Source organism: Pedobacter sp. G11 (genome assembly GCF_003860265.1).
In the GTDB taxonomy this organism is placed as follows: Bacteria; Bacteroidota; Bacteroidia; order Sphingobacteriales; family Sphingobacteriaceae; genus Pedobacter; species Pedobacter agri.
In genome coordinates, this window is sequence record NZ_CP034190.1 from 979,412 (window position 1) to 999,791 (window position 20,380).

Annotated in this window: 11 protein-coding genes and 2 tRNA genes; 10 read left to right on the forward strand and 3 right to left on the reverse strand. The window is 38.5% G+C overall.

Features of this window, described 5'->3' with window-relative positions:
• Positions 1–2: 2 nt before the first annotated feature.
• From sprA to feoB, 7 genes are all read left to right on the forward strand, one after another.
• A complete protein-coding gene (gene sprA / locus EA772_RS04275; protein ID WP_124911371.1) occupies positions 3–7,187 on the forward strand; it encodes a cell surface protein SprA in 7,185 nt (2,394 codons plus the stop codon).
• An 80-nt stretch (positions 7,188–7,267) separates the two neighbouring features.
• Positions 7,268–7,648 (forward strand): glycine cleavage system protein GcvH, encoded by a 381-nt coding sequence (gcvH, locus tag EA772_RS04280; protein ID WP_010600235.1) that lies wholly within the window; start codon positions 7,268–7,270, stop codon positions 7,646–7,648.
• An 11-nt stretch (positions 7,649–7,659) separates the two neighbouring features.
• Positions 7,660–8,058 (forward strand): VanZ family protein, encoded by a 399-nt coding sequence (locus EA772_RS04285; protein ID WP_010600236.1) that lies wholly within the window; start codon positions 7,660–7,662, stop codon positions 8,056–8,058.
• A 252-nt stretch (positions 8,059–8,310) separates the two neighbouring features.
• Entirely contained in the window at positions 8,311–11,127 is a 2,817-nt protein-coding gene (locus EA772_RS04290) for an outer membrane beta-barrel protein (RefSeq protein WP_124911373.1), read from the forward strand.
• A gap of 161 nt (positions 11,128–11,288) precedes the next feature.
• On the forward strand, positions 11,289–14,057 hold the full coding sequence (locus EA772_RS04295) for an outer membrane beta-barrel family protein (RefSeq protein ID WP_124911375.1): 2,769 nt from the start codon (positions 11,289–11,291) through the stop codon (positions 14,055–14,057).
• Between the two features lie 188 nt (positions 14,058–14,245).
• Entirely contained in the window at positions 14,246–14,461 is a 216-nt protein-coding gene (locus EA772_RS04300; RefSeq protein ID WP_010600239.1) for a FeoA family protein, read from the forward strand.
• A 10-nt stretch (positions 14,462–14,471) separates the two neighbouring features.
• Positions 14,472–16,580 (forward strand): ferrous iron transport protein B, encoded by a 2,109-nt coding sequence (gene feoB, locus EA772_RS04305; RefSeq protein ID WP_124911377.1) that lies wholly within the window; start codon positions 14,472–14,474, stop codon positions 16,578–16,580.
• Between the two features lie 261 nt (positions 16,581–16,841).
• Here feoB and EA772_RS04310 read toward each other — a convergent pair whose 3' ends face one another.
• Positions 16,842–17,318 carry an Lrp/AsnC ligand binding domain-containing protein gene (locus EA772_RS04310; protein ID WP_010601999.1) on the reverse strand — a complete coding sequence of 159 codons (477 nt, stop codon included), beginning with the start codon at positions 17,316–17,318 and terminating at the stop codon, positions 16,842–16,844.
• A 157-nt stretch (positions 17,319–17,475) separates the two neighbouring features.
• Here EA772_RS04310 and EA772_RS22020 point away from each other — a divergent pair.
• The 3 genes from EA772_RS22020 (at position 17,476) to EA772_RS04315 (ending at position 19,001) form a co-directional block, all read left to right on the forward strand.
• Positions 17,476–17,585 (forward strand) — tRNA-Asp (locus tag EA772_RS22020).
• A gap of 74 nt (positions 17,586–17,659) precedes the next feature.
• Positions 17,660–17,803 (forward strand) — tRNA-Asp (locus EA772_RS22025).
• Between the two features lie 166 nt (positions 17,804–17,969).
• On the forward strand, positions 17,970–19,001 hold the full coding sequence (locus tag EA772_RS04315) for a LacI family DNA-binding transcriptional regulator (RefSeq protein WP_116168998.1): 1,032 nt from the start codon (positions 17,970–17,972) through the stop codon (positions 18,999–19,001).
• Positions 19,002–19,053: 52 nt separating this feature from the next.
• On the opposite strand, the gene frr is transcribed toward EA772_RS04315, so the two are convergent.
• Both frr and pyrH read right to left on the reverse strand, forming a co-directional pair.
• Positions 19,054–19,617, reverse strand: coding sequence for a ribosome recycling factor (gene frr, locus EA772_RS04320; protein WP_116169428.1), 564 nt, complete (start codon positions 19,615–19,617; stop codon positions 19,054–19,056).
• A gap of 39 nt (positions 19,618–19,656) precedes the next feature.
• Positions 19,657–20,361: a UMP kinase gene (pyrH, locus tag EA772_RS04325; RefSeq protein ID WP_010602002.1), complete on the reverse strand. Its 705-nt coding sequence runs from the start codon at positions 20,359–20,361 to the stop codon at positions 19,657–19,659.
• Positions 20,362–20,380: the final 19 nt, after the last annotated feature.

Here is a 20,380-nt window from a genome sequence, read left to right on the forward strand (position 1 = left end):
CTTTGAAGAGAATTTCTACACTCCTATTTCTCATCCTCCCTTTCTTATTTGCTAAAAAAAACGCCTTCTCTCAAGTTGTTCTGAGCAAAACAGATACTGCTACGCTTAAAAATAATTTCAGCTTACGTGAAAAACAAACTTTGGGTTTGGGCTCATCAACCAATCCTTTTTACCCATTGCCATCCAATGTGAAAAGATTAGTGGAGTATGATGCTAAAAACAAACGTTACATTGTTAAAGAACTTATTGGCGACAGGTATGTAACGCAACCACAATACTTAACCATTGATGAATATTCGCGTTTAGTTAACAGCGAAATTAAAAGAGAAAATTGGAGAAGTATCTCCAACGCTGAGGTAAGTGATTATAGAAATACTGGCATCATCCCTAAAATCCAGGTCAACAGCAAGGCTTTTGAAAAACTTTTTGGTGGTACCACCATTGATATTCAACCACGTGGGGAGGCTGAACTGACGTTTTTGGGTCGAGTGAATAAAAACGAAAATCCGCTTTTTAACGAACGTCAACGTGTTCAAACCAACTTCGATTTCAACCAGCGGATACAGATGGATCTGGTTGGAAACATCGGTACGAAATTAAAAATCAAGAGCAATTACAATACCGAAGCCCAGTTCGATTTCGAGAATCAAATTAAGCTAGATTATACCGGTGGTCCGGATGATATCATCAAAAAAATTGAAGCGGGTAACGTAAGTTTACCGCTAAATACCTCTCTCATTACAGGCACACAAGCACTGTTTGGTCTTAAAACCCAGCTACAGTTTGGCAAGTTGAACGTAACGAGTGTGTATACGCAACAAAAATCAGAATCGCGTGAGCTTAGGATTACCAATGGTGCACAGCAAAATGAATTCAGGGTAAGTGCAGACAGTTACGAAGCCAATAAACACTACTTTTTGGCGCAGTACTTTCGCAACAATTACAACAAACATTTAGCAAATGCGCCAATCATTACCTCTCCTATTCAAATTACCAAAATTGAAGTTTGGATTACCAATAAGGCTGGAACCACTACCGATTCGCGTGATGTACTGGGTTTTCTAAACCTTGGAGAAAATCAGCCATTTAATCCAGGTCCAATCACTGGTGGAGGTTCTGCGTTACCTGCCGGAACAACCGCCACAGGTTTCCCTCAGCAATCGAACTCTTTACTAGCGAACTTGCCTGCGGATGCAAGATTCACCAATTCAAATGCCATTATTCCTTTTTTCCAGGCAAATGGCGGAACCGATCAATACGCAAAACTAACCTATGCCAGAAAATTAACTGATAGGGAATTTACTTTCCAGCCACAGCTGGGATATATCTCGTTAAACAACCCTTTAAATGCTGATGAGGTTCTAGCAGTGGCTTACCGTTACACCTATAATGGCGTAGAATATCAGGTGGGAGAATTTTCTACCGATGTAACTTTCGATGCGGCTAACCCAAAAGTTCTTTATGCCAAATTATTAAAGAACGAAACCATGAAAATCAATCTGCCTACCTGGGATTTGATGATGAAAAACATCTATTCTATCGGCGGATATCAAATTAGTCCTTTAAATTTCAAACTGGATATCTTTAGAATTGATAATGAAACTGGTGTTGAAAAACCCATCATGACGGAAGGACAAAACACGGCAAATAAGCAGTGGATCGCCCTGACTGAATTTGATAGGTTAAATCAGCAAAATGAAAAAAAACCAGATGGAATATTCGATTTTGTTGCGGCCAATAACGCTTTTGGATCTTATTTTTCATCCAGTAGCCAAAACCTTAACAGTCCTTTTGGTTCAAATTTATCAAGTACTGGATTGGCATCGCTCACCAACAACACCAATACAGGGTATATCACCATCGATCCTGCAAACGGTCGAATCATTTTCCCTTTGATTGAACCTTTTGGGAATGATTTGGCAGCGAAATTTTTGCCAGGCGAACAGGCGTTGATTGATAAATACACTTTTACTGCACTTTACGATTCTACCCAAACCATCGCAAGGCAGCTGTTTCAAAATCAAAACCGATACGTTATTAAAGGTAATTATCAATCAGAAATCTCTTCAGAATTTAGCTTAAACGCTATTAATGTGCCTGAAGGTTCTGTAAAGGTTTTTGCCGGTACCATGCCATTAACCGAAGGTGTTGATTTTACAGTAGATTACCAGGGCGGAAGAGTGAGCATCATCAATCAAGCCTTACTTACATCTGGTCAGCCTATTAGAATTACCACTGAAAATAACGAGTTATTTGGCCTACAGCAACGATCGCTCTTTGGAACGCGACTGGATTACCGCGTAAATAATAAGTTAAATTTGGGCGGAACGATCATGAATCTCACCGAGAAACCGCTTACACAAAAAGTCAACCTTGGTGAAGAACCCATTTCTAATACAATATGGGGCGCAGATATTAACTATAGTTCGCCATCCAGGTTTTTAACTAAATTGGTTGATAAACTGCCTTTCATTTCTACTAAAGCGCCATCGAGTGTCACTTTTTACGGTGAGTATGCCCAGCTTATTCCCGGACATCCAAGGGCATTAAATTTTGCCGGAAGTAGAAGCGGTGTAAGTTACCTGGATGATTTCGAGGCTTCAAGATCAATTATCGATTTAAAAAGTGCTATTTCATGGCAACTTTCAGGAACCCCTCAAGATTTTCCTGAGTCGCAGTTGGTCGATAATTTAGCCTACGGATATAACCGGGCAAGGATCGCATTTTACAATATCGACCCAACTTTTTACAATTCAGCAGCGTCTACTACGCCTGCAAATATCAGAAATAACAGAAATGAGCTTTCTAATCACTATGTGAGGGAAGTAATTGAACAGGAAGTTTTTCCTTTTAAAGAAACGGCAACTGGCCAGGCATTAAATATCACTACACTAGATGTGGCCTACTATCCAACCGTTCGTGGTCCTTACAACTATGTCACTACCGGCTTCCAGCCTGATGGCAAATTCATCGCACCAAGAACCAAATGGGGCGGCTTTCAACGTAAAATAGAAACGAACGATTTTGAAGCTTTAAACGTTGGGTTTATCGAATTTTGGGTATTGGATCCATTTATCTACAACAAATCAAATACCGCCGGTGGAGATCTTTATTTCAACCTAGGTAACATTTCAGAAGATATTTTAAAAGATGGAAGAAAATCATTAGAAAATGGTTTGCCTGCCGGAGAAGATCCTTCAAAATATGATGAAACCAACTGGGGAAGAGTTCCTAAACTGCAACCGGTAATTCAAGCGTTTGATAATGATCCTGCTGCCCGTAGAGCACAGGATGTTGGTTTGGACGGTTTATCGGATGCGAATGAAAAAACAAAATTCGCGTCAGCCATTAACCAGATAAAAGCACAGTTAAACGGAACTGCAGCCGCCGCAATTGACGCCGATCCATCATCTGATAATTATGCTTATTTCCGTGGACCCCAGCTTGATGCCATCAATGCAGGTATTTTAAAACGTTACGAGAAGTATAACGGACCCGAAGGAAATTCTAAAACATCACAACAATCGCAGGAAGAACTCGGAATTGAAAATTCAGCTTCGACAGCATTACCTGATGGAGAAGACATCAACCGCGATAACAACATGACGCAAAGCGATGAATATTTTCAGTACAAAGTTTCGATGCGCCAAAATGATTTGGTTGTCGGACAGAACTTCGTTACTGATAAGGTTACTTCGCAAGTTAAATTGGCCAATGGCAATACGCAGCCTGCCACCTGGTATCAGTTCCGTGTGCCGATTTCACAATATGAAAAGAAAGTAGGTAACATACAGGATTTTAAATCCATTCGTTTCTTCAGGCTTTTTATGACGAATTTTGCCGATACGACCATTTTACGTTTTGCAAAATTACAGTTGATCCGCGGCGAATGGAGAGAGTTTAATGCAAAAAATGAAGCTGATCAGGTAATTGTAGATCCTGCTTTGCCTGCACTAACACCAGATAATTCTACGGTTCAGGTTTCAACAGTAAACATAGAAGAAAATGGTAAGCGTTCTCCGATTCCTTATGTTACTCCTCCGGGAATTCTTCGCGAAAGAGATTACAGCAACTACCGTGGCGATACCAGGTTAAATGAGCAATCACTTTCAGTAACGGTAAAAAGTTTACGTGATGGTTATGGACGCTCGGCTTTTAAAACCGCTTATAGCGATTTCAGATCCTACAAGCGTTTAGAAATGTTTGTTCATGCGGAAGCCGTAAATAACCAGTTATTAAATGATAGAGATGTTTCTGCTTTTTTAAGGATTGGTACGGATAATATTGACAACTACTATGAGTATGTAATGCCTTTAAAAATTACGCCTCCTGGAACAAGTGATCCGGATGCCATCTGGCCGGAAGCCAATAGAATGGATATCGATTTAACTTTGTTTCAGAATGCTAAACTTGCCCGTAATGTTGCCAAACAAAGTAACGGGCAACCATGGCCAATCAATGTTCCTTTTACCTACACAGATGGTGACAGAACCATTGTAGTAAAAGGTCAGCCAGATATGAGTAAGGTTAGGGTATATATGCTCGGCGTTAAAAATCCACTTCGTGGCTTAAACAATGCTGAAAGCGATGACGGGCTGGATAAAGATGCGCTGATTTGGTTCAACGAATTGAGGTTAACAGAATTTGATGAACGTGGAGGTTGGGCAGCAACAGCACGTTTAAACCTAAAATTAGCTGATTTTGCTGATGTTAACATTTCCGGAAGTAAATCTACTATTGGTTTTGGTACCATCGATTCAAAAGTAAGTGAGCGTAACCGGGCAGATAATGTTTTATTGGATGTTTCTTCTGCTGTTGAATTGGGTAAGTTCCTACCTCAGAAATCTGGTGTTAAAATTCCGATGTTCGTGAATTACTCGAAACAGGTTTCTACGCCTCAATTCAATCCGCGTACACCAGATATCGAACTTAAAAATGCGCTTGATCAATCTACAAGAGAACAAAAAGATTCAATTTTAAACTTTGCTCAAGACTATACAATCCGTAGGGGAATTAACTTTACCAACGTACGTAAAGAGCGCACCAATAACAGCAAACCGGTTCGTTTATGGGATATTGAAAACTTTGCTGTGAGTTATGCTTTCACTGAATATAATCACCGCGATTTTATCAATCAAAGCAGTATTCAGAATACTTACAGAGGTTCATTGCAATATAGTTATTCTAAAGAGGCAAAAACGTATGCTCCTTTTGAAAAAATTATCAAATCAAATACGTTAGCACTTTTAAAAGATTTTAATTTCAGTATTTTCCCAAGTGCCATTAATTTTAGAATTGATGTAGATCGATTGTATTCTGAAAACACCTTACGGAATAATGATCCGAACAACACCATTCCGATTTATCAGAATGGCTTCGGAACAACTTTTAACAAAAACTTCAGAATGAGCAGAATTTACGGCATCGCCTGGAATCTTACCCGCTCCTTACAACTTGATTTTAATGCAACCAACTACTCGATTATTGATGAACCAAATGGCAGAATTGAAGGTTTAAAACGCGATACAGTTTGGCAAAACCTAAAACGCCTTGGCCGTACCACTGATTATAACCACAATTTAAATGTGACCTATAATTTGCCCATTGATAAAATTCCTGGATTTAACTGGGTAGTTGTAAAAACGCGTTACGGAACCAATTTCAACTGGCAAACTGAACCACTTTCTACATTGTTAGATCCGAATATAAATTTAGGAAACACCATTCAGAACAGCAGGAATTTACAGATTAATCCTAGCTTAAACCTGGTTACGCTGTATAACAAATTTGGCTTTATCAGAAATGCCGGCAACAATGAAGAAGGCTCAAAAGTTAAAAATTTCTTCATCAATCTGTTAACCAGTGTTAAAAATGTGAACGCCAATTATGTTCAAACCAAGGGTATATTTTTGCCTGGTTATCTGCCTACAACAAAATATTTCGGTATAGATAATGCTACCGGTGCACCAGGTTTAGGCTTCGCTTTTGGTAGCCAGCGAGACATTAGAGACATGGCTTTAAACAATGGCTGGCTCACTACTGATACCTTGCAGAATCAACTTTACGTAAATACGTTAAGAGAAGATTTACAGTTTACCGGACAAATTGAACCGTTTAAAGATTTAAGGATAACGCTAAGAGCCAATAAAGCGCAAACCCGAAACTTCTCTACCAACTTTAGGTATGAGGCAAGTGTGGGTTCTTTTGAGAATTTAAGTGCAATTACTACTGGCGATTATAGCGTATCTTACATTGCCCTTGGTACAGCTTTTAAAGAAAAAAACTCAAGCATCATTTCTACTTTGTTCAATCAATTTATGGCCAACAGGATTATTGTGTCCAGAAGATTGGGTGCACAAAATCCAAATTCGGGGGGGCAGAATAGTGGTTACGCCGATGGTTATAGCAAGGAAAGTCAGGATGTAATTATTTCAGCTTTTATGGCTGCTTACACAGGTAAAGATGCAAGCAAAACTAAACTAAATGCTTTTCCTCGTATTCCTCTGCCTAACTGGAGTTTAACATATAACGGCTTAACACGAATCCCTTTTATTGCCGATAAGTTTTCTTCGGTTGATGTTCGTCATGGCTACCGTTCTGCATATAATATCAATGGATTTAACTCTTTGCTGAGGTACCAGGAAAGTAACGGCTTCTCGGTTAACCGCGATGCCAATAACAACTTCCTGCCTGAATATCAATTTGCACAGGTAACCATCTCTGAATATTTTTCACCCTTAATTGGCGTAGATACCAGATTTAAAAATAACTTGAGTGCTACATTTGAATTAAACCGATCAAGGTTATTGGGGTTAAGCTTAGCAAATAGTCAGCTGGCACAGTTATCCGAGAACAATATGGTTTTAGGCCTGGGTTACAGGACGAATAAGTTCCGTTTTCCATTTGGATGGTTTAAAAGTCTAAAAATGGATAACAATATGGATTTTAAGCTTGATGTAGCCATTCGTGATAACAAAACGGTAATTTACCGGGCTGATATAACAGAAGCAGAAATCTCATCAGGAGCTAAAAACATCACCTTAAGGCCAAGTGTTGATTATGTTTTGAACCAGAAATTTAACATCAAATTGTTTTACGATTCAAATATTACCAAGCCTTATACCTCGCAAACATTTAATACCGCATTTAGTAATTTTGGTTTCAGTTTAAGGTTTACATTGAATTAAAAACAGAGTGTAGAGAATGAAAGAATAACATTTCAACATTCCAACATAATAGCTAACTTTGGCAAACTAATTTAAGACAAATGAATTTTCCATCAGAATTAAAATACACTAAAGACCACGAGTGGGTTAAGGTTGAAGGTAACGAAGCTTTTATCGGCATTACTGATTTCGCACAACGCGAATTAGGTGATATCGTTTATGTTGATATTAACAGCGTTGGCTCTGAAGTGGCTAAAGAAGAGGTTTTCGGAACAGTAGAAGCTGTGAAAACGGTTTCAGATTTATATATGCCGGTAACTGGTACAGTATTGGAAATTAACGCTGAATTAAATGACAACCCGGAGTTAGTGAATTCTGATCCTTATGGTAAAGGCTGGATGGTTAAAGTTTCATTATCTGATTTAGCTGAAGTTGAAGAATTATTAACCGCAGATGCTTACCAAGCTTTAGTAGGCGCCTAATTTTAAATATTTTGTATAAAGCACTAAAACAACAAAAATGGGCCATCTTTTGGACAATTGTTGTTTTGGTGCTTTGTAATATCGAAATGCCTGCAACAGAGGGCGAGGGTTTCTTCTTCACAGGTTTCGATAAAATGACCCACCTCGGGTTTTTCTTTGTATTGTCGGTACTATTGTTCTACGGAAAAATTAAATACCAAAATAATTACGGTTTCCGAACGTTAACCATTTTTAAGATCATCCTCATTAATATTGCTATTGGAGGTGGTATTGAATTATTGCAATGGAAAGTTTTTACCTATCGCTCAGCAGAATGGTGGGATTTCGGTTGCGACATGTTGGGCTGCCTAATGGCTGTATTCAGCTACATTTTACTTCACAAACTCAATTTCGATGAGAAAAATAGTTAGTTCAGTTTTGATTTTGGTAACGCTAAGTTTAAGTAGCTGCAGTATTTTTAAAAAAAACTGTAACTGCCCAAAAGTTTATTACAAAAGTTATCCTGCTCAACAAAAATAATTACCGTTAACGCTCAACCTGCAGCTTGCTCCCATAGGCTGTATTTAAAATGTTACTTATCATTTAACACATCTTAACCAAACCTTTTAAACTTAGCTTAGTCTGATAGCTTAGTTTTACATTCATATATCCAATTTTTTCTAATGAAGAATAACGTTCAGAGGGCAATTTTCATTGTTCTCCTATTTTGCGGTTACGTCGCCCAAGCTCAAAATACCGGCGCAATTACGGGGAAGGTAATCAGTGCTAAAGATAAAAAACCTGTTGATTTTGCTACCATCGCAGTAAGAAACCTGAAGGATTCTGCAGTAGTAGCCTCTGGTCAAACCAACCCTGACGGAACATTTAGTTTCAAAGCTATTGCTCCCGGTAAATATCGCATTTACGCAGCGTTTCTAGGTTTAAAAACAGCAACAAAGGATGTTGAAGTGGCAAAAGCATCGGTGAATGCCGGCGAAATCCCAATGGCTGATGATGGTGTGGATCTGAACGATGTAAATGTTACCGCCAGCATTCCTGTAGTGGTAAAAAAAGACACTCTGGAGTTTGATGCAAAATCAATCAAAGTACGTGAAAATGCAGTGGTTGAAGATGTATTGAAAAAACTGCCAGGTGTGGAAGTAGCCAAAGATGGCAGCATTAAAGCTCAGGGCGAAACTGTAACACGGGTTAAGGTTGATGGAAAGGAATTTTTTGGCAGCGACCCATTGTTGGCTACTAAAAATCTACCGGCAGATATGGTGGACAAAATTCAGGTAATTGATGAAATGTCTGAACAATCGCAATTTTCGGGCGTTGATGACGGTACCAGAAATAAAATCCTGAACATCACTACAAAAGCCGGAATGAAAAAAGGTTATTTTGGAAATAGTACCGTAGGTTATGGAACACAAGATCGATATGATGCAAGTATCAATGTTAACAAATTTGATAACGATCAGCAATTCAGTGTGATTGGACAATTTAATAACGTTAACAAACAAAGCTTTGGACAAGGTAATGGCGTTGGGAATGGTTTTGGCGGTGGTGGTCGTGGCAACTTTGGCGGTGGTGGAAGCGGTGCCGGTAGCGGTGGCATTACAACCACTAACGCAGGTGGTTTAAACTTTGCCGATACCTATAAAGATGGCACCCAAATTCAGGGAAGTTATTTCTTCAACAAATCAGATGTTTCTAACCAGCAAACGAGTTTTACCCAAAACTTATTAGGAAATTCGATTACAACGGTGAATAACGTAGCGGATAATAATACCGACCGTATGAATCATCGATTTAACTTTATGATCGATACCAAATTAGATTCTTCCACTACAATCAAATTACAGCCTAATGTTTCTTTTACTGAATCCGACGCCACAAATATAAGTTCTTATAACAGGAATTTGATTGCATCTTCTACCGTAGGTGATCAACGTTACATCAGTAATTCAACCACACCAAACATTTCAAATAACTTGTTAGTACGTAAGAAATTTAAAAGACGTGGAAGAACGCTTTCATTGAACGTAAATACCAGTATTAACAATAATGATGCAGATACTTACAATTACATTTCTGAAAGCAATACGGTAAATAACGTTACTACACCATCACTTATTGATCAATTGAACAAGGTAAATACCAATTCAATTAACAATACATCGAGAGTGGTTTATACCGAACCACTTTCTAAAACCACCAGTTTAGAATTTAACTATCAAAATGGCTATGCGCATGATAACCAAGGTCGCCAGGTTTTAGATTTTAATTCTTCAAGCGGACAATACGATTTGGTTAATGTTGATTATACCAACATCTATGAAAACCAAACGCTAACTAATGCTGCAGGATTAAGCTATACCACCAACGAAAAAAAATATAACTGGAATATCGGCTTAGCCGCACAACAAACCAACCGTGTAAATACTAATGTTACAACAGGTTTAGTCAGAACGCAAAACTTCATTAACTTAACACCTTCAGCAAATTTCAGATATAATTTTAGCAATGCCAGAAGGTTAAATGTTCGATACAGAGGAAACACACAGCAACCATCGATCAGTCAGATTCAACCTATTCCAGATAATACAAACACACAAAGCGTTTTTGTTGGTAACCCAGGGTTAAAACCGGCTTTTAATAATAATCTGACGATTAACTATAACAATTTCGATTTTGCAAAAAGCAGAATGTTCTTTGCTTTTATTAATCTGAGCCAAACATTTAATGCAATTGGTAATAGCAGTCAGTTAGTTACCGATCAAAATGATGTAGATTTCGGTAAAATCAGAACTACCTACGTAAACGTTGATGGCGTTTATTCAGGTAATGGAAGTGTAAATGTTGGTTTGCCACTTTTACCAGAGCGAAAACTGAACTTAAATGCATCTTTAAATGCAACATATAACAGAAATGTGAATTTCACTACAGCCAATAACAACCCGGCTGATTTGGTAAGAAACGTAACCAATACCTATGCTTTAACAAACCGTTATAATTTTGTAACCAACTTTGATAAATTCGATTTAACAGGTGGTATTTCAGGAACATATAACCGTGCTACCTATTCGGCCAATCCAGCTCAAACTACCAACTTCTACACGTTAAATCCAAGCTTTGATATCAGTTATCTTTTCCCTGGAAATATACGTTTAGCAGTAGATTTAGATTATATTAAAAATACTGGTAGAGGGGAAGGTTACAATACTGAATTCACTTTGGTAAATTCTTACATCAGCCGTCAGTTTTTCAAAAACAGGGGAACGTTCAAAATTGCGGTTAATGATGCTTTTAACCAAAATCAAGGGATTAGTAGAACAGCAACCAATAATACCATTACCGATTTAAATTACAATGTTTTAAAGAGATACTATATGTTCTCATTCACCTATTCATTGACACGCATTGGCGGAAGAAACATGAGTGGCGATGTACAGATGCCAAACCAGGGTGGTGGTGGTGGAATGCGCATGAGAATGTAATCTTCCAATCTAATTTCAAGTCCCGATTTTCATCGGGACTTTTTTATTTAAGAAGCTTATAACCGTCAAACTGACAGTTATGTATTTCAATTGTTACCTAAGCAAAAATAAACCTTTAAAGTGGGGAGTAGTCTTTATTTTAGAACCAGAAAACTAACCAAATGAAACAACTCTTTACCTTAACTTTAATTGTATGGTCATGTCTGGCATACGCTCAAAATAGTGGATCGGTGGCTGGAAGAGTGCTTCAATCAAAAGATAGAAAGCCAATAGATTATGCATCAATAGCGGTAAAAAATCTTGCTGATTCTAGCATGGTGGGTGCAGTAAGTACCACTGAAGATGGTAAGTTTATTCTAAAGGGATTAAAACCAGGCAATTATCGGCTTTATGCTGCCTTTCTTGGTTTAAAAAATACAACCAAAGATTTTGTAATCACAGCCGATCGACCAGTAGCCAGCATTGGTGATATCATTTTGGAAGGCGGTTCGATCGACCTACAAACCGTTGAGATCAAAGCAGAAATTCCACCCATAGTAGTTAAAAAAGATACTTTGGAATTCAATGCCAGTTCATTCAAGGTGGTGGAAAATGCAGTTGTGGAAGATTTATTAAAAAAGCTTCCGGGGGTGGAAGTTGATAAAGCTGGAACGGTGAAAGCTCAGGGCGAAACCATTACTAAAGTGCGGGTTGATGGAAAAGAGTTTTTTGGTAATGATCCATTACTGGCAACAAAAAACCTTCCGGCAGATATGATTGATAAAATTCAGATTATTGATGAGCTCTCCGACCAGGCACAATTTACAGGGATTGATGATGGAACCAGGACAAAGATCATCAACATCACTACCCGAAAAGATAAGAAAAATGGATATTTCGGTAACACTACAGCAGGTTATGGTTCAGATGATCGTTATGATGTTAACGCAAACATCAATCATTTTAATCAGGATAGAAAATTAAGCGTTATTGCGCAATTTAATAATGTAAACAAACAAAATTTTGGTGGCGGTTTAGGCGGAGGTAACGGTGGCGGCAACGGCGGTCGCGGAGGGATTACGGATACGAAGGCTGCCGGATTTAATTTCAACGATACCTATGCCGATCAAACCGAGTTTAGCGTAAACTACTTTGTGAATAAATCAGAAAACTTAATTCTCCGAAACAGTGTTACCCAAAACTTTTTAGGTGATGTAACCACCATTTTTAATAACAATCAAACCAACAACTCAGAGCGTTTAAATCATCGCTTAGGCTTTATGGTTGATACCAAAATAGATTCGCTAACGTCATTACGCATTCAGCCCAATTTGAGCTATACCAATAATGAGGGCAACAATTTCAGTCAGTATACCAGAGACTACAACACCTATCGCATTAACGGTTCTCAAGCGTTAACCAACCATGGCACCTCACCATCCCTGAGTAATAACATTTTACTTCGCAAAAAATTCATGCGCCGCGGTCGTACCTTGTCATTGAACTTAAATACAAACATCAATAACAACGACGCCGAAAATTACAATAATAATCCCGAAACCAGGATTGAGGGTAATACCACGACCCAAAAACTCACCAACCAGTTAAACGACCAGGAAAGTGAGTCAATTAATCATAATACCAGGTTAGTTTATACCGAGCCTTTAAGTAATACACTTAGTTTTGAGTTGAATTATCAGAATGGATATAACCACAATACCTCTGATCGTTTTACTTATAATTTTAATCCGGCAACATTGCAGTATGATTTGCTCGATCAAACCTTCAGTAATTCGTATGAAAATACCATTCTCACTAACACTGCAGGATTCAGCATCAATAAATCAGCTAAAAAATATAACTGGAACGCAGGCATGGCGGTACAAAATACCGACAGAACCAATAACAATATCAGCCGGGGATTCATTTTAAAACAAAATGTATTTAATTATACGCCATCGGCCATGTTCAGGTACAATTTCAGCAATAGTAAAAGATTAGTTTTTAATTACCGTGGTAGAACAAACCAACCAACTATTCAGCAATTACAGCCTATTCCGAACAATACCAATACGCAAAGTATTCCCATGGGAAACCCCGATCTAAAACCTGAATTTGATAATACGATAAGGGTAGCCTACAATACATTTACCGTTGGCAAAAACCGATCACTTTTTGTGAATTTAAACCTTACTCAAACTTCAAATAAAATAGCCAATAGCAGCAGCTTGATTCAAAGTGGGCCAGACCAGGGTAAATTGGCCATTACTCCGGTGAATGTAAACGGCGTTTATGCAGGTAGCGTTTCATCATCATTGAGCCTACCATTAATGGCGGATAACAAACTCAATTTTCATATCAACGTTTCCGGAAATTATGATCGCGATGTGAATTTCACTAATTCATTAAGAAACATCACCAACAGTTGGTCAGTAACTAATGGCTATCGCCTCGTTTCGAACCTGGATAAACTGGATTTAACGGCTGGTGTAAATGGTTCCATTAATCGGGCAACATATTCTGTTCAGCCAAATTCTAATACCCGGTTTTATACTTTTAGCCCCAATATCAGTGTAAGTTATCTCTTCCCTGGCGATATTCGTTGGTCTGTAGATGCAGATTATAATCAAAACACGGGCCGTGGTGAAGCTTTTGATACTCATTTCACCTTAATCAATTCATACCTCAGTAAACAGTTTTTCAAAAACAGAGGCACACTTAAAGCCGCTGTTAACGATTTGCTTAACGAAAATCAAGGGATCAGCCGAACGGCAAATAATAATACCATACAGGATGTAAGTTATAATGTACTTCAACGTTATTTCATGTTTTCCTTTACTTATTCACTAAACCGAATGGGTGGCAAAAATAGAATAAGAGGCAATGAAGACGGCGAAAGACGACGAGGAGGGAACGGTGGTGGCTTTGGTGGTGGCCGTCAAAGAAATTAAATCATCGTTTAGTAAAAGCTTGTTTCTATCAGGAATGTTAGCGCTTGTTATTTGGAATAAATCTAAAGAAAGGGTAACTTGCGCCTAAATTATAGGAAACCGCAAAGGTTTTAAATTTCATCAATTGCATTCCTTTTTTTGAAATTCAACATTGTGGTAGCCAGCTGACATCGAAACAAAATACACATATGAAACTTTCCAATCTCAAGGTGGGAGAAAAGGGCACAATCATATCTTTTACAGATCTTGATCTTTCAGTAAAACTGATGGAGATGGGTTGCTTGCCAGGTGAAGTGGTGGAGGTTGAACGTTTTGCACCACTCGGTGATCCGATGGCTATTCGTGTTGCTGGTTATCAGCTTTGCTTGCGTAAAAGTGAGGCTGATGTTATTATCATACAATAAATAGGCAGGTTTGGATATTAAAGTTGCGTTAGTTGGTAATCCCAATACAGGAAAATCTACACTCTTTAACCGTTTAACCGGGTTAAACCAGAAGATAGGAAACTTTCCAGGTATCACGGTAGATAAGAAAACAGGTTTCATGAAAATGATTGATGGCAAACAAGCCGAAATCATTGACCTTCCGGGCACTTATAGTTTGTACCCGAAAAGTAGCGATGAAAGTATTGTTTTCCAGGTATTGGCCGATCAAAAAAACAGCGCACATCCGGATGTGATTGTACTCATTGCAGATGCTTCAAACCTTAAACGAAACATGCTTTTGTATTCGCAGGTTGCAGATTTAGGGATTCCGATGATATTGGCCTTAAATATGATTGATTTGGCTGAAAAGCAAGGTATTGAAGTCAATGTAGACAAGCTCGCTCAAAAACTGGGCATTCAGGTTGTTTCTATATCTGCAAGAAATAACATCGGTATTGATCGCTTAAAACAGGCAATCGCCAATACCACTAAAATAGCAACACAGTTGCAGGATGTTGATGTAAATAGCTTAGCGCCAGAAGCAATCAATGCTATTAAGTCGAAATTAAATTCAGATAACGATTATTATGCCTTGCAGGTTTTGCACCAGCACGAGTATTTAAATTTCTTTTCTGATCAGGAGCAGGAAGAAATTGAGCAGATTGAACAATCACACAAGTTTGAATCCGCTAAAGTTCAGGCGGCAGAAACTGTAGTTCGCTACCAGCACTTAAGTAAACTTTTAGCCGATGTAGTAACCGATAGCGGCAGAGCACAGAAATTCTCTTTTAGCGATAAACTGGATGCGATACTAACCCATAAAGTTTGGGGCTTTGCGATTTTCCTGCTTATCCTTTTCATCATCTTCAACGCTATTTTCGCCTGGTCATCGTACCCAATGGATTGGATTGAGGGAGGGTTTGGCTTTTTAACTGAAGTGGGGCATGAATATCTCCCGGCAGGCATGTTAACCGATTTGCTTTTAGATGGCGTTATCGCTGGTCTCGGCGGCATCTTTGTTTTTATTCCTCAAATTGCGATATTATTTGCCTTCATTTCAATTTTAGAAGATACCGGTTACATGGCGAGGGTTACTTTCATGATGGATAAAATCATGAGCAAAGTAGGCTTGAATGGTAAATCGGTAGTGCCGATGATCGGAAGTTTAGCTTGTGCGGTACCCTCAATTATGGCTGCCAGAAATATCGAAAACTGGAAAGACAGGATGATTACCATCATGGTTACACCGTTAATCAGTTGTTCGGCAAGGCTTCCTGTTTATATCCTGATCATTTCGCTGATTATACCTTCCGAAAACCTTTTTGGCATTTTCAATATGCAGGGCTTAGCATTAATGGTTATGTATCTGGTTGGAATTGTTGCTGCTGTCCTTGTGGCCTGGGTAATGAAGTTCATCATTAAAACCAAAGAACGTTCTTACTTCATTATGGAGTTACCGATCTATCGCATGCCAAGATGGAAAAACGTTTTCTACACCATGTATGAGAAATCGAAAACCTTCATCATCGAAGCCGGTAAAGTGATCATCGCCATTTCCATCATCCTTTGGGTAATGGCTACCTTTGGTCCAGGCGATCGTTTTGAAAATATCGATAAAAAATATGCTTCTGCATTAGCTGATACTACCAGAAATACGGCACATATCGAAACGCTTATCGCGACAGAAAAGTTAGAAAACTCCTATGTTGGCATTTTAGGGCATTGGATTGAACCAGCCATCCGTCCGTTGGGTTACGATTGGAAAATTGGCATTGGCCTAATCACTTCCTTCGCTGCCCGAGAAGCATTTGTGGGTACTATGGCTACCATTTATAGCGTAGACGGTGGCGATGAGGATACGTCGACCATACGCGAGCGCATGGAAGCCTCTGTAAACAGCAAAACGGGTTTGCCGGTTTATACCTTTGCAACCGGAATTTCGCTCATGCTCTTTTACGCCTTTGCCATGCAGTGTATGAGTACCGTAGCCATCGTTTACCGCGAAACAAAAGGTTGGAAATGGCCCATTATTCAGCTTAGTTACATGACGGCAATGGCTTATGTTGCAGCCTTAATCGCTTACCAGTTACTGAAATAATTGTTGCAGAGCAGGTTTCTCCGCACCTATTAACGTTTGCACCCGCTTTACGTTTTACTCCGCTCACAGCAGAAAAAGCTGTGGCTTCGTGCTCACTGCAATCGGGTCTAGTAAGAAACTATTGTACAAATATTAAAAGTTTAACCGCCTAAATTTTGAAGTTCGGTATTTCTGCTGTTAACTTTCTGCTTTAGTCTTTAAACTTTCCACTTTCAACTCTGCACTTTCAAGTTTGAACTTTTAACTCTCCACTTCCCACTCTCACCCCAGTTCAATCTGCCTTTTAATGCTTTCTTCAAGCGAAATTAAAGTTTCTGTACGTTGAATTCCATTCACCGCCTGAATTTCTTCATTTAGCACATGTCTCAAATGATTGGTATCTCTGCAGATAATCTTTGCGAACATACTGTAAGATCCGGTGGTATAGTGAAGCTCAACTACCTCTCTGATTTTACTCAATTGCGCCACAGCGTCTTTATACTGGATCCCCTTCTCCAGGTAAATACCTAAAAACGCACAGATGTCATAACCGGCCTTTTGCGGATCGATAATGAGGTGAGATCCCTTGATAATACCCATTTCCTGCAATTTCTTCATCCTGACGTGGATTGTACCTCCGGAAACGATTAAATCCTTTGCAATTTCAGTATAAGGCTTTGTGGCATCCTGCATCAATTGTTTTAATATGTCGATGTCGAGGTTGTCAATTTCTAAATTGGAATTGTCTTTTTTAAGCATATTTTTGAATTATGATAAGCGAATTTACAAATATTTATCAATATTATAAAAATAAAATTAAATGTTTAAAATATTTGCAAGGTATTGAATGTTCTTTTACATTTGTATCAAGCAATTAACAAAAAGGGAACGTTCTTTAACAAATTGTTTAACATAATGTAGGGTGGTGAAACAGGCAGACACACCTCCTTGTCTCGGTGGCGGAGAATAATGGGAAAACCAGCAATGGCTAACCACTCCTTGAAGGTTCGATTCCTTCCCCTACAGCAGCTTAGTCTGGAGTCCTTAGTCTGAAGTCATGATTAGACTATGGACTAAAGACTTCAGACTAAGGACTAAAATGTTGGGTGGTGAAATTGGCAGACACGCCTCCTTGTCTCGGTGGTGGGGAATAATGGGACAAACGCAGTTTATTGGGTTGACCACAATTAATTTTTTGAACTGTAGCTAACTACCCCTTGAAGGTTCGACTCCTTCCCCAACAGCATTTTTTATGAATAATAAGTTAGTTAATTGAGCAATCCTGGATAGGTTGCTCTTTTTCTTTTTAAGCTTATTCCAAAAAGCACGAATCACAGCTTAACCTATTTCTTACCCGATTTTACTCAAATAATTCCTATATTTCCGGTTGTTGAATGTGTAGCGCTATTAATGAAGAAAAAAATCCAGATAAAAGATATTGCGAATGAATTGAATATATCCATTACCACAGTATCATTCGTAATCAACGGTAAGGCTAAGGAAAAAAACATCAGTAAAGCACTTACCAAAAAAGTACTCGATCTTGTTGAGAAATGGGGTTATCAACCCAATACCCTCGCTAAAAGTTTGCGAACAGGTAAAACAAATGTAATTGGCTTCTTAGTGGATGATATATCCGAGCCTTTTTTTTCCAGCATTGCACATTTTCTGGATCAGAAAGCTTCAGAAAGCGGATATAAAATTTTATTTAGCAGTACGCATAACAATCACAATAAAGCGGTTGAGCTACTCCAGATTTTTAGAGACAGGCATGTAGACGCATATATTATGGCTTTGCCAGAAGGACTGGAACAGGAAATCAAAAACCTGATTCAAACGAATGTTCCTGTGGTATTATTCGATCGTTATGTGCCCGACCTGGAAACCGATTACGTAGTGATTGATAATATTGAAGGTACATACAATGCTACACAGCATTTAATCAATAATGGCTATAAAAATATTGGCTTCATTACGCTTGATACTGACTTGCAACAGATGGTAGATCGCGAAATTGGATATGAGCGGGCAATTAAGGAGCACGATCTGCCATTAAAAGTTAAAAAAATTAAATACCGAAATGCAGATCTGGGATCGATAGCGCAGATGACGAGTTTTTTCGAAAGCGAAAAACAACTTGATGCGGTTATTTTTGCCGCGAATTACATTTGTTTGGATGGCTTAAGAACCTTCAAACAAATGGAAGTTAATGGTTTAGCGCCAAAACTTGCTTTAGTATCTTTTGATGATTTCGAATTGCTTGAATTTTATAAACCTGCTATCACCGCTATTGCTCAGCCCGTGCAGGAAATTGCTGAAAATTTGATGAAAATATTACTATCTAAACTTAATGCGAACGATAGCGGTAAACATTTTAAACAAGTGGTGCTTTCTACAAGTTTAAATATCAGAGAATCTACGGAGCGGAAAAAGTTAGGATAAAAAAAAAGGAATAAGTTTTTGCCTATTCCTCTTTGGTATGTTAATAATGGTGTTAAACCGTCATTACATCTTTTTCTTTAGCTTCTGCATGTTTATCAACCTTTACAATGTAAGCATCGGTTAATTTCTGAACTTCTGCTTCACCGGTTTTAATTTCATCATCAGAAACACCATCACCTTTTAATTTTTGAATTTTGGTATTGGCATCTTTACGGATGTTACGAACCGTAATTCTTCCGCGTTCAGCTTCTTCTTTTACCTTTTTAACTAAATCCTTTCTTCGTTCTTCAGTTAGTGGAGGTACCACCAACCGGATCACAATTCCATCATTTTGTGGATTGATACCAATATTTGCAACTTGTATCGCTTTTTCAATAGTGGTTAAAAGCGATTTTTCCCAAGGCTGGATCACAATAGTTCTGGCATCAGGCGTATTGATACTCGCTACCTGAGCCAGTGCTGTAGAAGCGCCATAATAATCCACAAAAATACCATCGAGCATACCTGCTGATGCTTTACCGGCTCTAATTTTCGTTAATTCTGATTCACAATGATCGATTGCCTTATCCATCGAAGATTGAGCATCCATTAATTGCAATTGTATGAGTTCGTTCATAATGTGTGTATTTCTACAAAAATAATATTTTTCTAAAGGTTATTTAACCAAAGTACCAATTGGCTCACCATTGGCAATTTTCATAAAATTACCATGTTTGTTCATATCAAACACAATAATTGGCACCTGGTTTTCCTCACAAAGCGTAAAAGCAGTCATGTCCATTACATTCAAACCTTTAGCATAAACTTCTTTGAATGAAATTTCTTCATATTTAGTTGCCAAGGGGTCCTTTTCAGGATCTGCAGTATAAATTCCATCAACGCGTGTTCCTTTTAATACGGCATCAGCTTTAATTTCAATTGCTCTTAGTGCAGCTGCAGAATCGGTAGTGAAGTAAGGGTTGCCGGTTCCAGCGCCAAAAATGACTACACGCCCTTTTTCTAAATGACGAACTGCTCTTCTACGAATAAACGGTTCACAAATCTGTTCCATTTTAATCGCAGTGAGTAAACGGGTTTTAATACCCACTTTTTCCAGGGCATCTTGTAGCGCCATTGAGTTGATTACCGTTGCCAACATCCCCATGTAATCTGCTTGTGCCCTATCCATCCCGCTTTTCTCGGCGCTTAGGCCTCTGAAAATATTTCCACCACCAATTACGATTGCAATTTCCAAACCTTTATCGTGAACGGCCTTGATATCTTCAGCGTACTGCTTAACGCGTTCATTATCAATACCATATTGTTTATCGCCCATTAGCGATTCGCCGCTAAGCTTTAGTAGGATGCGTTTGTATTTCATGACTTCAAAAATATTAACA